General features: G+C 50.5%; 18 protein-coding genes and 2 pseudogenes. 9 read left to right on the top strand and 11 right to left on the bottom strand.

Going from position 1 to position 18,020, the window contains the following annotated elements; all coding sequences use genetic code 11:
- The first annotated feature begins 1 nt into the window (after window position 1).
- The 9 genes and pseudogenes from atpE (at window position 2) to glmS (ending at window position 8,992) form a co-directional block, all read left to right on the top strand.
- A complete protein-coding gene (gene atpE / locus R3E63_03520) occupies window positions 2-253 on the top strand; it encodes a F0F1 ATP synthase subunit C (GenBank protein ID MEZ5539027.1) in 252 nt (83 codons plus the stop codon).
- 70 nt (window positions 254-323) lie between these two features.
- Entirely contained in the window at window positions 324-794 is a 471-nt protein-coding gene (locus R3E63_03515) for a F0F1 ATP synthase subunit B (GenBank protein ID MEZ5539026.1), read from the top strand.
- A 3-nt stretch (window positions 795-797) separates the two neighbouring features.
- On the top strand, window positions 798-1,334 hold the full coding sequence (locus R3E63_03510; GenBank protein ID MEZ5539025.1) for a F0F1 ATP synthase subunit delta: 537 nt from the start codon (window positions 798-800) through the stop codon (window positions 1,332-1,334).
- An 82-nt stretch (window positions 1,335-1,416) separates the two neighbouring features.
- Complete coding sequence (gene atpA, locus R3E63_03505) at window positions 1,417-2,961, top strand: F0F1 ATP synthase subunit alpha (GenBank protein ID MEZ5539024.1); 1,545 nt, start codon at window positions 1,417-1,419, stop codon at window positions 2,959-2,961.
- 29 nt (window positions 2,962-2,990) lie between these two features.
- Window positions 2,991-3,851 (top strand): F0F1 ATP synthase subunit gamma, encoded by an 861-nt coding sequence (gene atpG, locus R3E63_03500; GenBank protein ID MEZ5539023.1) that lies wholly within the window; start codon window positions 2,991-2,993, stop codon window positions 3,849-3,851.
- 38 nt (window positions 3,852-3,889) lie between these two features.
- On the top strand, window positions 3,890-5,269 hold the full coding sequence (atpD, locus tag R3E63_03495; protein ID MEZ5539022.1) for a F0F1 ATP synthase subunit beta: 1,380 nt from the start codon (window positions 3,890-3,892) through the stop codon (window positions 5,267-5,269).
- An 18-nt stretch (window positions 5,270-5,287) separates the two neighbouring features.
- Complete coding sequence (locus R3E63_03490) at window positions 5,288-5,716, top strand: F0F1 ATP synthase subunit epsilon (protein ID MEZ5539021.1); 429 nt, start codon at window positions 5,288-5,290, stop codon at window positions 5,714-5,716.
- Between the two features lie 98 nt (window positions 5,717-5,814).
- Window positions 5,815-7,160: pseudogene (gene glmU / locus R3E63_03485) on the top strand (bifunctional UDP-N-acetylglucosamine diphosphorylase/glucosamine-1-phosphate N-acetyltransferase GlmU).
- A gap of 30 nt (window positions 7,161-7,190) precedes the next feature.
- Window positions 7,191-8,992: pseudogene (gene glmS, locus R3E63_03480) on the top strand (glutamine--fructose-6-phosphate transaminase (isomerizing)).
- 9 nt (window positions 8,993-9,001) lie between these two features.
- On the opposite strand, the gene R3E63_03475 reads toward glmS, so the two are convergent.
- The 11 genes from R3E63_03475 to R3E63_03425 form a co-directional block, all read right to left on the bottom strand.
- Window positions 9,002-9,361 carry a hypothetical protein gene (locus R3E63_03475; protein ID MEZ5539020.1) on the bottom strand — a complete coding sequence of 120 codons (360 nt, stop codon included), beginning with the start codon at window positions 9,359-9,361 and terminating at the stop codon, window positions 9,002-9,004.
- A gap of 60 nt (window positions 9,362-9,421) precedes the next feature.
- Window positions 9,422-10,126: a tRNA (guanosine(46)-N7)-methyltransferase TrmB gene (trmB, locus tag R3E63_03470; protein MEZ5539019.1), complete on the bottom strand. Its 705-nt coding sequence runs from the start codon at window positions 10,124-10,126 to the stop codon at window positions 9,422-9,424.
- A 32-nt stretch (window positions 10,127-10,158) separates the two neighbouring features.
- Window positions 10,159-10,950 (bottom strand): thiazole synthase, encoded by a 792-nt coding sequence (locus R3E63_03465; GenBank protein MEZ5539018.1) that lies wholly within the window; start codon window positions 10,948-10,950, stop codon window positions 10,159-10,161.
- A gap of 1 nt (window position 10,951) precedes the next feature.
- A complete protein-coding gene (thiS, locus tag R3E63_03460; protein ID MEZ5539017.1) occupies window positions 10,952-11,152 on the bottom strand; it encodes a sulfur carrier protein ThiS in 201 nt (66 codons plus the stop codon).
- A gap of 5 nt (window positions 11,153-11,157) precedes the next feature.
- Window positions 11,158-11,538: a DUF423 domain-containing protein gene (locus R3E63_03455; protein MEZ5539016.1), complete on the bottom strand. Its 381-nt coding sequence runs from the start codon at window positions 11,536-11,538 to the stop codon at window positions 11,158-11,160.
- A 44-nt stretch (window positions 11,539-11,582) separates the two neighbouring features.
- A complete protein-coding gene (locus tag R3E63_03450) occupies window positions 11,583-12,254 on the bottom strand; it encodes a 2'-5' RNA ligase family protein (GenBank protein ID MEZ5539015.1) in 672 nt (223 codons plus the stop codon).
- Window positions 12,255-12,348: 94 nt separating this feature from the next.
- Window positions 12,349-12,942, bottom strand: a complete 594-nt coding sequence (locus tag R3E63_03445; protein ID MEZ5539014.1) for a hypothetical protein — start codon at window positions 12,940-12,942, stop codon at window positions 12,349-12,351.
- Between the two features lie 25 nt (window positions 12,943-12,967).
- Complete coding sequence (locus R3E63_03440; GenBank protein MEZ5539013.1) at window positions 12,968-13,750, bottom strand: ABC transporter ATP-binding protein; 783 nt, start codon at window positions 13,748-13,750, stop codon at window positions 12,968-12,970.
- Between the two features lie 25 nt (window positions 13,751-13,775).
- Window positions 13,776-14,831, bottom strand: a complete 1,056-nt coding sequence (locus R3E63_03435; protein MEZ5539012.1) for an iron ABC transporter permease — start codon at window positions 14,829-14,831, stop codon at window positions 13,776-13,778.
- The gene (locus tag R3E63_03430; GenBank protein MEZ5539011.1) at window positions 14,828-15,838 is read right to left on the bottom strand and encodes an ABC transporter substrate-binding protein; all 1,011 of its coding nucleotides are present in this window, start codon (window positions 15,836-15,838) and stop codon (window positions 14,828-14,830) included. The genes R3E63_03435 and R3E63_03430 overlap by 4 nt, the downstream gene beginning before the upstream one ends.
- 2 nt (window positions 15,839-15,840) lie before the next feature.
- Window positions 15,841-17,871, bottom strand: coding sequence for a TonB-dependent receptor (locus R3E63_03425; GenBank protein MEZ5539010.1), 2,031 nt, complete (start codon window positions 17,869-17,871; stop codon window positions 15,841-15,843).
- Window positions 17,872-18,020 lie beyond the last annotated feature (149 nt).

The raw sequence follows: 18,020 nt of genomic DNA, 5'->3' as shown, positions 1-18,020 counted from the left end.
CATGGGTATGGCTCTTATTGCTGCTGCGCTGTTGATTGGTTTTGGCGCATTGGGTACAGCGATTGGCTTCGCAATTTTGGGTGGCAAATTGCTGGAAGGTTCAGCGCGTCAACCAGAAATTGCACCAATGCTGCAAGGTAAAATGTTCTTGATCGCTGGTCTGTTGGATGCGGTGCCAATGATCGGTGTAGGTATCGCGATGTATGTGTTGTTCGTTATCTTCCCAGCGTTGCAAGCTGCTAACGTAGCTTGATTAAGCGTATCTACGCTTTAGTCAAGATTCGTTTTGTTTCAGTGATATCCATTTTTCGAGAGGTGTTGGCGTGAATATCAACGCTACCATGATAGGTCAGATGATCTTCTTCTTTCTGTTCGTGGCTTTCTGCGCGAAATTCGTGTGGCCAGCCATTATTGGCGTCATGGCTGAACGGGAAAAGCGTATTGCAGACGGTCTCGAAAATGCTGATAAGGCGAATCGTGATCTGGAGCTGGCCAAGCAGGAAGCTGCGCAAAAATTGCGTCAGGCAAAAGATGATGCTGCAGCAATTATTGAGCAAGCAAATAAGCGCGCTACTCAGATGGTTGAAGAAGCTAAAGATCAAGCGCGTGAAGAAGGCGAGAGATTGAAGCAGGCCGCGCAAGCCGAAATCGACAGAGAGAAAAACCGCGCGCGCGAAGAGTTGCGCAAGCAGGTTGCTGCGCTGGTGTTGACGGGTGCAGAGCGTGTGTTGGAATCATCCATTGATGCCAGCAAGCACGCCGGTATGCTCGATAAGTTGGCTGCGGAGCTGTAACAGATGGCTGAGCGCGCAACACTGGCTAGGCCGTATGCAAAAGCAGTTTTCGAGGTTGCCCTCGGTGAGAATGCTTTGGTTGATTGGCAGGCAATGCTGAATACTGCGGCTGCTGTTGTGCAAACAGAAAAGCTGCAGGATAAGTTGTCTGTGCCTACATCAACTGTTGAGCAGCAGGCCGCCTTGGTGCGCGATGTTTGTGGCGATACTTTGAATGCAAAAGCAGGCAACTTCATCCATGTGTTGGCTGCCAATAAGCGATTGGGCTTGTTGCCAGATATCGCGGTGCAGTTTGCCGAGTTGAAAGCGCAAAAAGAAAAAGTGGTTGGCGTTGAAGTGGTTTCTGCCTTTCCGTTGGAAGCAAAAGCCACTGAAGCCTTGTCTGCTGCGTTATCAAAAAAATGGCAGTGCAATGTTTCATTGCAAACCAGTGTTGATGCTGCTCTGTTGGGTGGCGTTGTGATTAAAGCAGAAGATGTGGTGATTGATGCATCCGTTCGCGGTCGAATCGCGAAATTGGCTGATGCATTGATTGCATAAAAATTGGTAATACAAAGATTTTCATAGTGAACATTACTGGAAGCGCAGTCAGACGCGACTTCTAAAACGAGGACTGGCAAACATGCAGCAACTGAATCCTTCAGAAATCAGTGAAGTCATCAAGAGCAGAATTGAAAAGCTCGATGTTTCTACGCAAGCGCGCAACGAAGGCACAATCGTTTCTGTGTCTGACGGTATTGTGCGTATTCACGGTCTCGCTGATGTTATGTACGGTGAAATGATTGAGTTCACCGGCGGCGTATTTGGCATGGCGCTGAACTTGGAGCGCGATTCCGTTGGTGCGGTGGTATTGGGTGACTATCAGAAGTTGGCTGAAGGCCAAACTTGCCACACCACAGGCCGTATTCTTGAAGTGCCAGTTGGTCCTGAATTGGAAGGTCGTGTGGTTGATGCTCTCGGTAATCCTATCGATGGCAAAGGCGCTATCAACGCTAAACAATTGGATCCGATTGAGAAAGTAGCGCCGGGTGTAATCGCGCGTAAATCGGTCGATCAGCCAGTGCAAACAGGCTATAAAGCGGTTGACGCGATGGTGCCAATCGGTCGCGGTCAGCGTGAGTTGATCATCGGTGACCGTCAGGTGGGTAAAACAGCGTTTGCTGTCGATGCCATCATCAACCAAAAAGGCACAGGCATTAAGTGTATTTATGTGGCGATCGGTCAGAAGCAATCGACCGTTGCTAACGTGGTAAGAAAGCTGGAAGAACATGGCGCAATGGCGCACACCACCGTGGTGGTGGCGGGTGCATCGGATCCTGCTGCAATGTTGTTCTTGGCGCCATTTGCTGGCTGCTCTATGGGTGAGTACTACCGTGATCGCGGTCAGGACGCGCTGATTATTTATGACGATTTGACTAAACAAGCTTGGGCTTATCGTCAAATTTCTTTGCTGCTGCGCCGTCCTCCAGGTCGTGAAGCATATCCTGGTGATGTGTTCTATTTGCACTCGCGTTTGTTGGAGCGCGCTGCGCGCGTCAACGAAGAATATGTTGAGAAATTCACCAACGGTGCGGTGAAAGGAAAAACCGGTTCTTTGACTGCTCTGCCAGTTATTGAAACACAGGCGGGTGATGTATCTGCTTTCGTTCCTACTAATGTAATTTCGATTACTGACGGTCAGATCTTCTTGGAAAGCTCGCTGTTTAATGCAGGTATTCGTCCAGCCATGAACGCAGGTATTTCGGTATCGCGTGTTGGTGGTGCTGCACAAACTAAAATTGTGAAAAAACTCGGTGGCGGCGTGCGTTTGGCGCTCGCTCAGTATCGTGAATTGCAAGCGTTTGCTCAGTTCGCTTCAGATTTGGATGAAGCAACACGCGCGCAGTTGCAACACGGTCAGCGTGTAACTGAATTGATGAAGCAGAAGCAGTATGCGCCTTTGTCTGTGGCTGAAATGGGTGTGTTGCTGTACGCAGTAGATAACAAATTCTTGGACGATGTTGCTGTCAATAAAATCGGCAGCTTTGAAGCGTCTCTGTTGTCTTATTTGCACGCTGAACACGGCGCATTGTTGGCGAAAATCAACGAAGCGGGTGATTACAACGCTGATATCGAAGCGGGTATTCGCGCAGCGCTCGAAAAATTCAAAGCGACACAAACTTGGTAAGCCCCACTCGACGCTAAGGTAGAGAACTTATGTCAGGCGCCAAAGAGGTACGCACCCAGATTGCCAGCGTGAAAAGTACGCAAAAAATCACCAAGGCAATGGAAAAGGTGGCGTTCAGTAAAATGCGTAAAGCGCAGGAGCGTATGGCTCACGGTAAGCCGTACGCTGCGCGCATTCGCAGCGTGATTGGTCACATTGCCAATGCCACGCCAGAGTACAAACACCGTTATATGAGCGCGCGCGCAGTGAAGCGCGTGGGTTACATCGTTGTATCAACAGATCGCGGCTTGTGCGGCGGTTTGAACACCAATGAATTTAAGTTGATCGTAAAATCCATGAAAGAGTGGAGTGATCAAGGTGTTGCTGTTGATATCTGCGCGGTCGGTAGCAAGGCTCAAGCATTTTTCCGCAGCTTTGGTGGCAATGTTGTCGCTTCCGTGCGCGATTTAGGTGATGACGCTTCTATCGTTGATTTGCTGGGTAGCGTCAAAGTGATGCTCGATGCATTCGATGACGAAAAAATTGACCGTTTGTTTGTGGTGTATAACCAATTTGTCAACACGATGACGCAGCAACCTGTTGCTGAGCAGTTGTTGCCGCTGCCTGCTGATGAAACACTGACGCGCGCGCATAACTGGGATTATCTCTACGAGCCGGATGCACAAACGCTGCTGGATGGCTTGCTGACGCGCTATGTAGAGTCGCAAGTTTTCCAAGGTTTTGTGGAAAACAAAGCTTGTGAAATGGCTGCAAGAATGGTGGCGATGAAAAACGCAACCGAAAATGCGGGTCAAATGATTGATGACTTGCAGTTGTTGTATAACAAAGCGCGCCAAGCGGCAATCACGCAAGAGTTGTCAGAAATTGTTAGTGGCGCAGCAGCAGTTTAATCGTATCAATATTACGAAATTTTGAAGAGGATCCAGAAATGAGTAGCGGTCGCATAGTACAAATCATCGGCGCGGTAATTGATGTTGAATTCCCACGCGATGCAGTGCCTCGCGTATACGACGCGTTGAAAGTAGACGGCAAAGGTCTGACGCTGGAAGTACAACAACAGTTGGGCGATGGCGTAGTACGCGCAATCGCCATGGGTTCTTCCGAAGGTATCAGCCGTGGTCTGCCTGTTTCTAACACTGGTGCAGCGGTTTCTGTGCCAGTCGGCAAAGAAACACTGGGTCGCATCATGGATGTACTCGGTGAGCCTATCGATGAAAAAGGGCCTATCGGCGAGCAAGAGCGTTGGGCAATTCACCGTAAAGCGCCAAGCTACGATGAACAAGCGGCTAGCAACGAATTGTTGGAAACCGGTATCAAAGTTATCGACCTCGTCGCTCCTTTTGCAAAAGGCGGTAAGGTTGGTCTGTTCGGTGGTGCGGGCGTAGGTAAAACGGTCAACATGATGGAGTTGATCCGTAACATCGCCATCGAGCACAGCGGCTACTCGGTATTTGCCGGCGTTGGTGAGCGTACTCGTGAAGGTAATGACTTCTATCACGAAATGACCGATTCCAATGTAATCGACAAAGTATCGCTGGTTTACGGTCAGATGAACGAGCCGCCAGGCAACCGTTTGCGTGTAGCCTTGACCGGTTTGACCATGGCTGAAAAATTCCGTGACGAAGGCCGCGATGTACTGTTCTTCGTTGACAACATCTACCGTTACACACTGGCTGGTACCGAAGTGTCGGCGCTGTTGGGTCGTATGCCTTCGGCAGTAGGTTATCAGCCAACGCTGGCTGAAGAGATGGGCGTACTGCAAGAGCGCATCACTTCTACTAAAACGGGCTCTATCACTTCTATCCAAGCGGTGTATGTACCTGCGGATGACTTGACCGACCCATCACCAGCAACCACTTTCTCGCACTTGGATGCTACCGTCGTACTGAGCCGTGATATCGCCGCGAAAGGTATCTACCCAGCGATTGACCCACTTGACTCAACTAGCCGTCAGCTGGATCCATTGGTGATCGGCCAAGAGCACTACGATGTGGCGCGTGGTGTGCAGACTATTCTGCAACGCTATAAAGAACTGAAAGACATCATCGCTATTTTGGGTATGGATGAATTGTCAGAAGAAGACAAACAAGCGGTAAGCCGCGCGCGTAAAATCGAGCGTTTCATGTCGCAGCCTTTCTTCGTGGCAGAAGTATTTACTGGTTCGCCAGGCAAATATGTGTCACTGAAAGACACCATCGCTGGCTTCAAAGGCATTTTGTCAGGTGAGTATGACCATCTGCCTGAGCAGGCGTTCTACATGGTCGGTTCTATCGACGAAGCCATTGAAAAGGCGAAAACCCTTAAGTAATTGCCATCGGAAACGATCATGGTTATGACAGTACATTGCGACATCGTCAGTGCAGAAAAAGCTGTTTTTTCTGGCTTAATCGAGCAAGTGGTTGCCAGCGGTTCTTTGGGTGATCTTGGTGTTCAGTACGGCCACGCACCGCTGCTGACTGCTTTGAGCCCGGGTCCGGTGCGCGTGCGCAAGCAAGGTGGCGATGAGGAAATTTATTATGTTTCCGGTGGCTATCTGGAAGTGCAGCCCAACATCGTGACTATCTTGGCAGATGTTGCAGTGCGGGCTGATGATGTCGATGAAGCCGCAGCAGAGACGGCGCGCCAACAGGCTGCACAAGTATTTACCAACCAATCCGCTGAATTGGATTATTCGCGCGCCGCTATCCAATTGGCCGAAGCGGCAGCGCAGTTACGCACACTGCAACAATTGCGTAAAAAACTCGGCAAGAGTTAATTTTTTCGGTAAAAAGTGAAAGAAAAGGGCGGCGGAAGTCGCCTTTTTTATGGTTTAATGCTGAAAAATTTCGCTAACGATGACAGGGTACTTACGCTATGTCACTGGATATTGTCATCCTCGCAGCAGGGCAGGGAACACGCATGAATTCCGCGCTGCCTAAAGTGCTGCATCCCATTGCGGGCAAGCCCATGCTGCAACATGTGATTGATGCCACGCACGCTTTTGATGATGCCAAAGTGCATGTTGTGATTGGTCACGGCGCAGAGCAAGTACGCAAAGCTATTCAAGGTGACATTCATTGGGTTGAGCAAACGCAGCAATTGGGTACGGGACACGCTGTATTGCAAGCGCTACCTAAATTGCGCAAAGGTGCCACGGTGTTGGTGTTGTACGGTGATGTGCCTTTGGTGAATCCCGCAACGCTGAAGCAAATGGTGTTAGCAGTGGCGGAACGCAGCATGGCATTGTTGACTGTCGAGTTAGAAAATCCATCCGGCTATGGGCGCATTATTCGCAATCAACAAAATTGCGTAGAAAAAATTGTCGAGCAAAAAGATGCCGATGAAGAACAACTGCGTATTCGTGAAGTCAACACTGGCATCATGGCGGCGTCCGCTAGTGATTTCTCACGATGGTTGCCAGCATTAGATAACAAGAATGCGCAAAACGAATTTTACTTGACCGACATTATTGCTATGGCGAATCAAGAAGGCGTTACGATCAATACACATGCAGCACAAAGTGAAGCAGAAGTATTGGGCGTTAATGATCGTCACCAGCAAGCGCGACTCGAACGCATTTATCAAGATAAACAAGCGCGTACTTTGATGGCGCGAGGCGTTACCCTGATGGATCCGCATCGCTTTGATTGTCGCGGTGAATTGCATGTGGGTCGCGATGTGGTGATCGACATCAATGTTGTTTTTCACGGTGTGGTTGAGTTGGGCGACAATGTAGTCATTGAACCTAATTGCGTGATTAGTGACGCTAAAATTGGCAGTGGTTCAAGAATTAAAACGAACTCCGTGATTGAAAATGCGGTGATTGGTGAACAGGTAGATGTGGGACCGTTTGCGCGTTTACGCCCCGGTACCGTATTAAAAAATAACGCGCGTATCGGTAATTTTGTCGAAACAAAAAATGCAGTGTTTGGTGAAGGTAGTAAAGCCAATCACTTGGCTTATGTCGGTGATAGTGAGATCGGCTCGCAGTGCAACATTGGTGCAGGCACGATTACTTGCAATTACGATGGCGTGAATAAACAAAAACCATTGCGGGTGATCATGTTTTTGTCGGGTCTAACAGTATTGGTTGCGCCGTTGACGATTGAATCAGGCGGTTTTGTTGGTGCAGGTCTGACAGTACAAAAACAGTACCCAAAGATACGCTAATTGCTGCTCGTAGTCAGCAGCGCAATATTGCTGGTGGTAACGCCGAGTAAGAAAAAAGATTGATTGAGGTTGTTTGAATTATGTGCGGTATCGTCGGTGCGATTGCAGAACGAAACATCACGGATATTTTAGCAGAAGGCTTGGCAAACGGCTGGAGTATCGCGGTACATGATTCAGCAGGCGTTGCCAAAAGCAGAAAACGGCACGATTCGCGCCTGCAAACGCGTCGGTAAAGTGGTTAATGCAAGAAGGTTTGCGCTAAAGATCCAATTGCTGGTGTGTTAGGTATTGCGCACACGCGTTGGGCAACACATGGCAGCTGGTGAAGCTTACCGCATCCATTTTTTTCGGCGATCATGGTTTCAGCGGTGGTGCATAACGGCATCATCGAAAAACCATCAACAATTGCGTGAGCAATTATCAGCAAAAGGCTATCAATTTCTCAGTCAGACCGACACAGAAACCATCGTGTATTTGATTGACGACTGTTGGAAAGCGGGCGGCGATTTGTTGTCTGCCGTACGTGCCGATTTCTGCATCAAAGGCGCTGGCGGCATCGCCGCGCGTGAGCCTAACAAAATGATTGCTGCGCGCGAAGGCAGTCCACTCGTGATTGGGGTGGGCTACGGTGAGAATCCTTTGTCGCTTCTGGATTTCGCTGTTGCGCACGATTACGGATCAATTTATTTATTTGGCGGAAGGTGATGTTGCAGTAGTGACACCCAATGCGATCGATGCGGGACCGCGAAGGTCATCATCAAACGCGCAAAATTGAACAAGTAGATGAAACACATGACAGCGCGGATAAAGGCGCGTATCGCCACTTTATGCTCAAAGAAATTTTTGAGCAGCCGACAGTTTTGAACAAACTTTGCAGGGGCGTATTGCAAAAGATCATTTGGTGCAGAAGAATGTTTGCGCGGAAGCGCGCGAAAAATTGAATGCGCGAAAGGATACAAATTGTCGCTTGTGGCACCAGTTATCACGCCGGTATGGTGGCGCGTTATTGATCGAGCAATATGCAGGACTGCCCTGCCAAGTGGAAGTGGCGAGTGAGTTTCGTTATCGCCAGCGCAAACCATTGCCAGATACTTTGTTCGTGGCGATTTCAGGTCGGGTGAAACGGCGGACACTTTGGCGGCACTGAAAAATTTGGATCGCAATTCCTATATTGGCAGTTTGGTGGTGTGCAATGTGGCCAACAGCGCCTTGGTGCGCGAAAGTGATTTCTCCTTGATGACTTTGGCGGGAACCGAAATTGGCGTTGCATCAACCAAAGCGTTCACCAGCCAATTGGTTGCATTGCAATTACTCACTTTGGCGTTAGCACGTCGGAACCAAGCCAACCCCGAGCAAGAAAAAGCGTGGGTGGAAGCGCTGCATCAGCTACCCGCTTTGTGTCGTGAAGTATTAAAGCTAGAAAGCAGCATTAAGAAAGTAGCGAAAATTTTTGATGAGCGTCAGAGTGCATTATTTTTAGGACGAGGCGAACAGTTGCCTGTAGCAATGGAAGGCGCATTGAAGCTGAAAGAAATTCTTTACATACACGCGGATATATCCAGCGGGTGAATTGAAGCACGGGCCTTTTGGCTTGGTGGATAAAAATATGCCTGTGGTTGCTTTGCTGCCAGACAATGCTCTGACTGACAAAATGATGTCGAACTTGGAAGAAGGTGCGGCGTGGTGGACAATTGATTGCTGCGCGAACAAAATCATGTGATGATGAAACCGATTTTGCTGTATTCGTCTGCCAGAAATGCCAGCCAACTTAGTGCCTATTTTTGTATATCTCTTGCAGTTGCTGGCTTACCATGTTGCTGTTATGCGCGGCACCGATGTCGATCAGCCGCGCAATTTAGCAAAAAGTGTAACGGTGGAATAACGGATATTGTCAGCGTCTATCGCCTGCGGTGTAGTTCACATTGAACGCTCGTTCTTGAATGAGCTGGAGTATTTCCGCACGATCAGAGGCGACTAAAGAAGGGTGGGATGCGGCTTCTGGATGCTCGACAAAAAACTTTTCCAGTGACATCAGTTCGCGGTAAACATCCTCTGGAAAACCTTGACGACCTTCACGGCCTTTTTCGACCATCATCAGTGAGCCGATGTAGTTAAAAAAAGCAGGGAATCCCCATAACTTTTTTACCTTTTCATATACATGAGGTAGTTTTTTGAGGGCTTCACAGCTTTCTAGTAGTGCTAATCCATCCGCATGAGTGGTAGGTTTTAGTACGGGGATACCGTCAGTCATAGTGGAAGCCTTTAGTGTTTGCTGCTGGGGGGAAGTCTAGCACGCTTTATTTTCAGCGCATCAGACTACTTTTTGAAACAGTAAATCGTTGACCTTGTGTCCTAGGCGCTCTCCGCGTCGCTCAAATTTGGTTTCTGGCCGATAGTCAGGGCGCGCGCTGTACTGCCCAACACCTGCAATATTCTGCAGTGATGGTTGTGCAGATGCTACTTCGAGCATCACTTCGGCATAAGGTTCCCAATCGGTTGCCATGTGAAGTGTGCCGCCTATTTTTAATTTCTGCGTCACGAGTGCAATAAATTCAGGCTGCACAATGCGGCGTTTGTGGTGGCGGCTTTTGTGCCATGGGTCTGGGAAATACAGTTGCACGCGCGCTAGGCTGTTGTCGGCGATACAGTCGTGCAAAACATCCAGCGCATCCGCACAAAACAGACGCAAGTTTTGCACATTGCGTTTGCGCGCCTCACTCATTAATCGACCGACACCCGGCACATGCACTTCGATACCGATAAAATTTTGCGCAGGATTTTTCTCTGCCATTTCTAACAGGGAATCGCCCATACCGAAACCGATTTCCAAAACGCATGCAGCGGCAGGGTTAGGAAATGCGTTGTCGAGTGCTTGTGCTCCGCGTGTTAAATCCAAACCAAATGCGAGCCAATCTTCTGCGATAGCTTTTTCTTGTGCCGGTGTAATGCGCCCGCTGCGAATGACATAAGAGCGAATATCTTTACGATTGAATTGTGGTTGTAACGCGCGTGTCATGTTGTATAGAGATTGTGCAGAAACAAATAGATTTAGCGATGAATCAAACCATCGAGTGGTGAGGATGCGCTGGCGTACAGCTTGCGCGGCATGCGTCCGGCGAGAAACGCTTCGCGCCCCGCTTCCACGGCTTTTTTCATTGCGCTCGCCATTAACACCGGATTTTGTGCGTGAGCAATGGCGCTGTTCATCAACACGCCATCACAGCCGAGTTCCATGGCAATCGCGGCATCAGAAGCTGTGCCGACACCGGCATCGACGATGATGGGCACGGTCGCGTTTTCCAAAATCATCATCAGGTTGTAAGGGTTGCGAATACCGAGGCCGGAGCCAATCGGCGCGCCCAGCGGCATCACCGCGCAGCAGCCGATTTCTTCCAAGCGTTTGGCGACCAACGGATCATCGCTGGTGTAGACCATGACATCAAAACCATCGGCGACCAATTGTTCAGCGGCGATCAGCGTTTCGGTGACATTGGGGAACAGGGTTTTTTGATCACCCAAAACTTCGAGTTTGACGAGCTTGTGCCCATCCAATAATTCGCGCGCCAGCTTGCAAGTGCGCACGGCTTCGGCAGCGGTGTAGCAACCGGCCGTGTTGGGGAGGATGGTGTAGCGCGAGGGCGGCACGACATCCAGCAAATTAGGTTCGTTAGGGTTCTGACCGATGTTAGTGCGGCGCACGGCGACGGTAATCATCTCCGCACCAGAGGCCTCGGTAGCCGCCGCTGTTTCAGCCAAGTCTTTGTATTTGCCGCTGCCGACGATCAAACGCGAGGAATAAGTTTTGCCCGCGATAACGAGGGGTTTGTCGAGTGTAGTCATGTCAGCCTCCGCCGATGGCATGCACGATCTCCACGCGATCACCGTCGTGTAAGACAGTCTCGGCGTGCGCGCTGCGCGGCACGATAGTTTCATTGAGTTCGATGGCGATGCGTTTGCCGGTCAGCCCTAATTGTTCGATCAAAGCGGAAACCGTGGCGGCATCGGCAATCACGGTATTGTCACCGTTGAGGATAATCTGCACGCGATTCAACCTTTCAAGCTGGCGTAGGCCAAACAGCCCCACGCAATGAGCCACAGCGTGCCACCGATGGGTGTGATTGCGCCCAGCCAACGCACATTGCTCAGGCAGAGCGCGTAGAGGCTGCCGCTAAACAGGATAATACCGGAGGCAAACAGCCAACCACTCACCGAGAGCGCGCGCGAGGAAAAGCCTTGTGCCAACAAAATACCCACACCAAACAGCGCGAGCGTGTGCCAAAACTGGTATTGCACGGCGGTGTGCCAAATAGCGAGCAAATCAGCGGGCAGTCGATTCTTCAAACCATGTGCACCGAAGGCACCGAGGGCGACGGCGAGAAAGCCGCTGATGGAAGCGAGACCAATAAAGAGTGAGGGAGGAAAATTCATGTGAAATCCGAACATTGCGTGATGCGTACATTGTATCAGCTTGCCTAACCCAGCAAGGGAAACACGCCAATGCGTTGCCACACTTGGTTAGTGTCTCGTCGGCCTACAACGACGGTGTCAGCAAGAAAACTTTTTTCTGTCACGGCGCGCATGTCGTGATCCAGCATGGCGGTTGCTGCCTCGGGAGATAAACCCTGCGCTAGTGTGAGGTGCGGGTAGTAAGTTTTGATTTCTTGTTCGACACTGAGATGCGGTGTGACGCAGCCTACCGCAGCCACTTTCTTTACCAGTGCTTGTTGCAGTTGTTGAAATGCTGGCGATAAATCAACGCGCACATGCACGACGCTACCGTGAGTGGGGGAATCAAAACGCCCCACTTGTTTCAATGCCACTTTTAGAGGTGGCTGTTGTGAACAAAGTTGCTGCGTAGCTTGTAACAATACGGATTCTTGTATGATCGGATTGTCCAACAAGGTAAAAGGCTGCTTCAGTGTAATGTGTGGAAAAGTTTTATCACTGTGTGCAGGATCAAACTGTTCTCGTATGGCTGCGCACACCGCCGAAAGTTCTGGCGGTGGCACTAACGCCATGGCGTAGAGGGTGGAGGACATCGCTTTATTTTCTAAACTAAAGACACCTGATGGTAACAGAGCTCCAGTAAAGAGTAGTGATGCTTTGTGCAGCATTTTGCGACGAGAGATGTTTATGTTAACCATTGTCGATCACGCTGTTTTTTATTTAATGTGAAGTTGCATTGCTAGCGTACGATGCCAAGTAGTTGCAGCTATTTTAGGTTGAGCATAATACGCATCAGTCATGACGAAAACCTTTGCCAGCGCGATCAATATCTTCCGGCGCGATATTGAGATAAGTTTTGCGCAAGTAATCCCACAGCGCCAAGTTTTCAAATTGCGGCTCTTTCAATATTTTTTGCTCCACACTTAAAAAAGGGCTGGGGAGAAAGACGGTCATTTGTTGTTCACCGGCGCCGTTAAACATACGAAAGCCCCAGCTGGTTGGAATGCCGTTTTCATTCAAGCGGCGATACAGTTCGGCGCGTGCTGTGCGGCGATGTTTTGCCAATTCCGGCAGGCATGGGCTGCGTTTCGTTCCCTTGTGTTCGCCGATACACATATGAAAATGCCAGTGGCCAAAATCGATGGTTAGATAACCATCCAGCATGCCAATTTTTTCTGGCGCATTGGGCGCGCGACATTCAAAAATTCCGCCCTGTACAGCGGGCCCAAATAAAATTTTGTCCCAGTGATCCTTGAACATATCGGTCAGCGCAGACAATAAGGTGTCGCTGTCTGTCGGGAAATCAAAAATTTCCAGCGTGCCGTTGCCCGGTTCGACAACAATGGTGGATTTTTTGGTTGGCAAAGTATCAATAGTTGCTTGCATGGTGAGTCCTCGTGTGGGTGGTTTTTTAGATGAGTGATTGCAGCGGTGTGATCATTAATCCATTTGTGTGGCGCGCAACTTCAATTGCGGTCTCGACTGAAAAATATTGGCGCAGACGATGTTGTGTGAGTGTCTCAATAGGACTGCCGTTGGCAACTAACTTGCCTTGGTTGAGCATCAATATGCGGTTGCAAAATCGGGATGCCATGTTGAGATCATGAATGGCTGCAATAACAAGATGGCCTTGGTCGGCCAACTTTTTGGCAGCGGCGAGTACATCAAGTTGATGGCAAACATCGAGGCTAGCTGTTGCCTCGTCCAGCAAAATAATGGGCGTTTGTTGCGCGAGTGCGCGCGCAATCATCACGCGCTGCCTTTCGCCACCAGAGAGTGCTGTGACTGGGCGCTCGGCAAGCGCATCCACGGCCAGCGTTTGCATGGCTGCTTGCACAATGCTCATGTCGTGTTGGGTTATTGGCGTAAAGCGCCGCAAGTAAGGGTGCCTTCCCATCGTCACCAATTCGCGCACAGAAAATGGGTAGCTAATTCCCGTTTCTTGCGGCACTAAGGTGATCTGTCTGGCGAGCGCGCGGCGTGAGTATTGTGAGGTGGGTTTTCCTCGAATCCACACGCTGCCGGCGCTGGGGGTGAGCAATCCCATGAGCAGACGCAACAGCGTGGTTTTGCCGGTGCCATTGGCGCCAATGAGTCCAACAAACTCACCGGCGTGCAGGGCGCAATCTATCCCTGTCAGGATGCTGCGCGTGTCGGTGCGGAATTCAAGCTGCTTTACCGTTAACAATCCCATGATGCCTCTCTTCTTATTTCTGCAATTACAAAAACAGTTGGCGACGGCCGCGATACAACAGCCATAAAAAGAATGGGGCGCCCATGGCTGCCGTAAAAATGCCTACGGGGATGTCATTGCCGTCCCAGCCAACGCGCAAAACCCAATCAGCCCCTGCCAGCATCAGCGCGCCACCTAGGGCGGATAGAGGAATAAGGTGGCGGTGATGGGGGCCGGTTGCCAAACGCACAATGTGCGGCACGACCAGACCGACGAAGCCAACACCACCGGCAACGGAAACAGAGCCGGCGATAAGCAGGGAGACCATTGCCAGCAGAATCAAGCGAGTTTTGGTGATGTTGACGCCCACGGCAGCGGCTTGGGTTTCGCCGGCGAGGAGGATGTCGAGTTCGCGGCAGTGCGCCAATGTCACGAGCAGGCCGATTGTCAGCAGCGGCGCAATCAGAGCTACATGGTGCCAAGTGCGGCGATCCAAGCCTCCCATATTCCAATACACGATGGATTTGCCCACTTCCCACTTTTCTAGTGCCAGAGCTTGCACCAGCGAGCTGGCGGCGACATTCAATGAGCCAACGGCAATGCCTGCCAGCAGTAAAGTGGCAACAGGTGCTTGCCCGCGCTCACTGGCAATGCTGTACACCAGTAGCAAGCTCAGGGTGGCACCGATAAAGGCCAAAATCGGCAGCGCCCAGATGGTCGTCGTGGTCAAGCCCAGATAGATCGCTAATACACCGCCCAGCGATGCGCCCGAAGAAACGCCCAAGGTGTCGGACGATGCCAGCGGGTTGCGAAATAAGCCTTGCAGCACGGCGCCACTGGTTGCCAACGCAGCGCCAACGAAAACGGCAACCAGCACACGCGGCAGGCGCACCTGCCAGATGATGGTGTCTTGCCAGCTAATCGCCTCGGTAATAGGCAGGCCATCGATGCGATCAAGGAGGCGCGCGATGCCTGCCAGCAAAGAGGAAACCGTATCGCGCCATGTGATATCGGCAGGACCAACCGTAATCCCGCTGAGTACGATGGCTAATAGCGCCATCCCCATTGCAATAAAACACAGTTTAGAACGGGTGCTATTCATAGCCATTTCGCCACTTCTTCAGCGTCGCTGCTGCGTGCCGCGACATGGTTGGGGTGAAGCAGATGCGCAATGGTTTCAACGCCGATCACGCGAAAAGGGGAGCATGTTGTTGCAATAGCCGCATTCACGACATAAACCCGCCCCTGTTTTACAGCGGGGACGCTGCGCCAAGCGGGGTCTTGCAACATGGCATTAACAGCAGTGGGATCACCGTTGGTGGTTCCCCAAATATCCAACAGGATGACTTCCGGTTGCAGGGCAATGGCTAGCTCTTGCGAAATAAGTGAAGAACCTTTTAGACCTGTCTCACGGATGACATTGAAGCCGCCAGCGAGCGTGACAGTCTCATCGGTCAAGGTGCCTATGCCGGCAGCAGAGCCGCTGGGGCTGTAATACAGAACGCGCGGTTTGGGTTGGTCTTTGATGGCATTCGCCACGACATCTAAACGCTGCTGCATCCGCGCTAAAACTTCCGCGCCGCGTTCTTCCTCTCCAATAGCGCTCGCCAAAGTCATGGTGTTGCGTTTGATATCGGCAAAGCTGGTGAACTCTGGTATCCGCAATACGGGGACATTGGTTGATAGCAGTAAACGCACGGTGGCAGCATCGCTATAGGCAGCGACGACAACCATGTCAGGCGCAGTGGCTAACAGAACTTCTGTATCTGCTTCGCTGCGCACAACATCCGTGGAATAAAAATGAGCGACATTGGAAATGCCAGGATCGTCAGCAATATCGGTGACGGCAACAAGACGGTTTTTGGCGCGCAAAATCGCAAAAATTTCATCCGCAGCGAGAATGCCAGAAGCAATACGCGCTGGCGCTTGTTGCAGCACTTGTTCATGCCCTAGTGGATTGTGCAGGCGCTTAGGAAAAGCACCTGCAGCAACCGTGCTGTTGAGCGGAGCGATAGGCGACAGTAGGCGTGCATCCAGCGATAGGTGTGACAACAGCCACACCCCTAACGCTATCGCAAAGCCTGCTGCGATTTTGTAGTGAATCATCATGGTTAGAAGAATCGGTATTCCACACCGATAACGCCGTAGCGCCCCGGCTGTTTGTAGCCGATTTCTTCCGTCACATCTTGGTTGAATAAGTTTTCAACGCGCCCGTACACCGAGATAGCGTCTGTTGCGTGGTAGCGCGCAGAAATATCTGTGCGTACGAAGCTATCTGTCTCAAGATCCGCAGCCCAGCGCAAACGCGGCCCTGTGTAATAAATACCGAGATCTGTTTCCAGTTTTCCTTTTTTATAGCGAAGCCCTGCATTGGCTGTGTTGCGGGCAATCTGTACCGTGCGTTTGTAGTCTGCCCCTTCCTTCTTGATGTGTGAATCGGTGTAGGTGTAGTTGCCGTATAGCGTCCAGTCATTGGTTAGTGCGTAGCTGCCATTCAATTCGGCGCCGCTGGTTCTCTGTTTGTCACCATTGGCATATTTGCCAAAGCCCCAAGGCGCTGCTGGGTTGGGGATGCTGTAGTCAAAGATAATTACATCGTCCAGTTGTGTCTGCCACGCAGTGATATCCCACGCTAACTTTTCATCCAATAACTTCTGTCGAAAGCCAATCTCTGTAGTTTTTCCACTCTCCGGCGTCAACGCATCCGAGCCGTAACTTTGGTCGAATAGCTGTGACAAAGTTGGCGCTTTATAGCTGGTGCCGTAGTTGGCAAAAATGCCAGTGCCCGGCGTAAAGTTCCAAGCAGCACCGATATTTCCTGTTGTCTGGCTACCCCACGAATCGTAGTTGTCGTTGCGCAGTCCAACGGATAGCACGAGATGGTCATTTACCAGCGTGTGATCCGCGTTTATATAAAGAGAATTTGTACTGTCATCCATAGAAGGAGAGTTTCCCCAACGACCCCACGAACGATAGTTTTGTGTCACGCGTTCAAAACCGAACAGCGCATTGGTTTTTTCGCCGCTGTATTTCAGCGTGTAATCAAGCTGGCGGTTGAGGTTGCGTGCATTGGCTGCTTGCGCACTTCCCGAATCGTATATGGGAACCACTGCACCTTTGTTATAAAAATTAAAATAATCAACAGTGAAGTTGTTATAGGGGGCCAGCATGTATCCAAGCAAACCATTATCGAGATCGAGGTTCTGGTCGTTTTCCTCCATTTGCCCCAGTTTTAAGGTGTGGCTGAGTTTGTCAGTGATGTGGTGTGTTGCCCACACACTGCTGATGGTTTGTTGTAGAGCCCGCGTACTGTCTGGGTCGGGCAGTTGCAGTGAGTAGTAGCGATCCCATGAATTCACAGGGCCAGCTTCCAGTAATTCTGCGTACTGAAATTTGTTGTCTGTGCGCCAGTAACTGCCGCCCACTTCAAACTGATCGGTGCTATACGACACTTTGGCCTGAATAGAATTGTCTTTGTAATACTCGTCGTCGATGACGCCGTTGCTGTCTGTTTTCGACACATTCAACGAGTAGGAAAGATTGCCGTCACCGACATCGTGGTTGTTATTCAGCGAGAGTTTCGTTTTTCTCCAGTCCAGCGATCCGACTTCCGTTGCAATGCGCGCATCAGGTTTGCTGCCGCTTTTGGTGGTGATGGAAATAACACCAGCGGTGCTGTTTGATCCATACAGCGAGGCCTGTGGTCCACGCAACACCTCAATGCGTTCGATGGAGTTTGGATCAATTTGGCCAATTAGATTCCCGAAGTCGCCAGAACCTGCGTGATTAACTTTTACGCCATCGATTACCAACAGAATATTGCCTGCTGAAAATCCGCGCATTTTTGTGTAATTAAATTGCCCAGGTCCGCCGGCTTGCTTGAATTGAATCCCAGCGGTTTCTCGCAAAATTTCTGTTGTATCTGTGTAATTTTTTTGTTGAATGTCTTGGCTGGTGATGACGGTAGTTGATTGCGTCAGCCTGTCCTCATCTTTATCGAGTTTGGTGGCATTCACCACCAGCGTCCCGAGCTCGGTAGAGGGTGTGGTCTCGGTTTCGGTGGCAAAGGTTGATGCGCTGGAAAATGCGCCAAGAATAACGAGCGCGCGCGCGCCCACGAATAAAACACTATGCTTTTTCATTGGAAAAACCCTGTGCAAATTTCGATCGCAGCACCCCAGCGCATTGATCAAACACAGCACAGCATCACAAGGTCGATGAATACACGACACGACTAAACACCATTGCAATGATGCTTGGCGGGTTAGTGAGAAACATCAGAAGTTCATCG

The sequence above is a fragment of the Pseudomonadales bacterium genome, from assembly GCA_041395665.1.
Classification (GTDB): Bacteria; Pseudomonadota; Gammaproteobacteria; order Pseudomonadales; family UBA7239; genus UBA7239.
The sequence above is the reverse complement of the archived record's forward strand: the minus strand, read 5'-3'. Positions and strand labels throughout refer to the sequence as shown.

Coding starts and splice junctions, on each gene's coding strand:
- atpA (MEZ5539024.1), top strand. CDS start 1,417: ATGCAGCAACTGAATCCTTCAGAAATCAGTGAAGTCATCAAGAGCAGA.
- R3E63_03425 (MEZ5539010.1), bottom strand. CDS start 17,871: ATGAAAAAGCATAGTGTTTTATTCGTGGGCGCGCGCGCGCTCGTTATT.
- atpE (MEZ5539027.1), top strand. CDS start 2: ATGGGTATGGCTCTTATTGCTGCTGCGCTGTTGATTGGTTTTGGCGCA.
- R3E63_03475 (MEZ5539020.1), bottom strand. CDS start 9,361: ATGACTGACGGTATCCCCGTACTAAAACCTACCACTCATGCGGATGGA.
- R3E63_03490 (MEZ5539021.1), top strand. CDS start 5,288: ATGGTTATGACAGTACATTGCGACATCGTCAGTGCAGAAAAAGCTGTT.
- trmB (MEZ5539019.1), bottom strand. CDS start 10,126: ATGACACGCGCGTTACAACCACAATTCAATCGTAAAGATATTCGCTCT.
- R3E63_03440 (MEZ5539013.1), bottom strand. CDS start 13,750: ATGGGATTGTTAACGGTAAAGCAGCTTGAATTCCGCACCGACACGCGC.
- atpG (MEZ5539023.1), top strand. CDS start 2,991: ATGTCAGGCGCCAAAGAGGTACGCACCCAGATTGCCAGCGTGAAAAGT.
- R3E63_03430 (MEZ5539011.1), bottom strand. CDS start 15,838: ATGATGATTCACTACAAAATCGCAGCAGGCTTTGCGATAGCGTTAGGG.
- R3E63_03445 (MEZ5539014.1), bottom strand. CDS start 12,942: ATGCAAGCAACTATTGATACTTTGCCAACCAAAAAATCCACCATTGTT.
- R3E63_03435 (MEZ5539012.1), bottom strand. CDS start 14,831: ATGAATAGCACCCGTTCTAAACTGTGTTTTATTGCAATGGGGATGGCG.
- R3E63_03455 (MEZ5539016.1), bottom strand. CDS start 11,538: ATGAATTTTCCTCCCTCACTCTTTATTGGTCTCGCTTCCATCAGCGGC.
- R3E63_03510 (MEZ5539025.1), top strand. CDS start 798: ATGGCTGAGCGCGCAACACTGGCTAGGCCGTATGCAAAAGCAGTTTTC.
- R3E63_03450 (MEZ5539015.1), bottom strand. CDS start 12,254: ATGGTTAACATAAACATCTCTCGTCGCAAAATGCTGCACAAAGCATCA.
- R3E63_03465 (MEZ5539018.1), bottom strand. CDS start 10,950: ATGACTACACTCGACAAACCCCTCGTTATCGCGGGCAAAACTTATTCC.
- atpD (MEZ5539022.1), top strand. CDS start 3,890: ATGAGTAGCGGTCGCATAGTACAAATCATCGGCGCGGTAATTGATGTT.